We start from the raw sequence: 764 nt of genomic DNA, 5'->3' as shown, positions 1-764 counted from the left end.
GGTTGTTTTGGTGGCTGGTGGATTAACCGAACCTATCCCAATGGCTGTGCTAGCAGGCATCGCGGTGTACGTTGGCTTTAACATCTTAGACTGGAGCTTTATTCAGCGCGCGCATAAGGTCAGTTTTTCTGGCATGGCGATCATGTATGGCGTGATGCTACTGACGGTGTTTGTTGATCTCATTGTGGCCGTTGGTTTGGGGGTGTTTGTTTCAAACATCATGATTATTGAGCGCTTGAGTCGCGAACAAGCTCGTCAGGTAAAAGCCATCAGTGATGCCGACGAAGATGATGTGCCACTTACGGACAGTGAACGAGGATTGTTAGATCGCGCCAATGGGCGAGTGTTGTTCTTCTATCTCTCTGGCCCGACGATTTTCAGTGTGTCTAAGGCCATTTCTCGTCAACACACTAGTATTTCTGATTACGACGTGATGATCTTGGATTTGACCGATGTTCCTATGCTGGATGTTACGGTGGGTCTAGCTCTCGAAAACGCCATTAAAGACGCGTTAGATGCTCGCTGTGAAGTGTACTTGTTGTGTCCGAATCAGCGTACTCGCGAGCAACTCGAGAAGTTTCATGTCATCGACCTAGTGCCGGACAACAATATGTATCAGTTCCGCTACGAGGCCTTGAATGCGGCTGTCGCGCATGTAGAATCGGATCACTACCAGCGAATGACAGCTTAATTTTCACGTTCTGTATGAAAGCGCTGCTCAGTCTGTTTAGCGGCGCTTTTTTTGTTTCCCCTTAACCCCCTCA

General features: G+C 48.4%; 1 protein-coding gene. It reads left to right on the top strand.

What is annotated here, in order from left to right; translation table 11 throughout:
- The coding region (locus tag R7Q48_RS26800; RefSeq protein WP_318133272.1) for an STAS domain-containing protein at positions 1–691 on the top strand (691 nt) is incomplete at its 5' end.
- Positions 692–764: the final 73 nt, after the last annotated feature.

Source organism: Vibrio sp. 378 (assembly GCF_033339435.1).
This window is presented reverse-complemented; position numbering and strand designations above follow the sequence as displayed.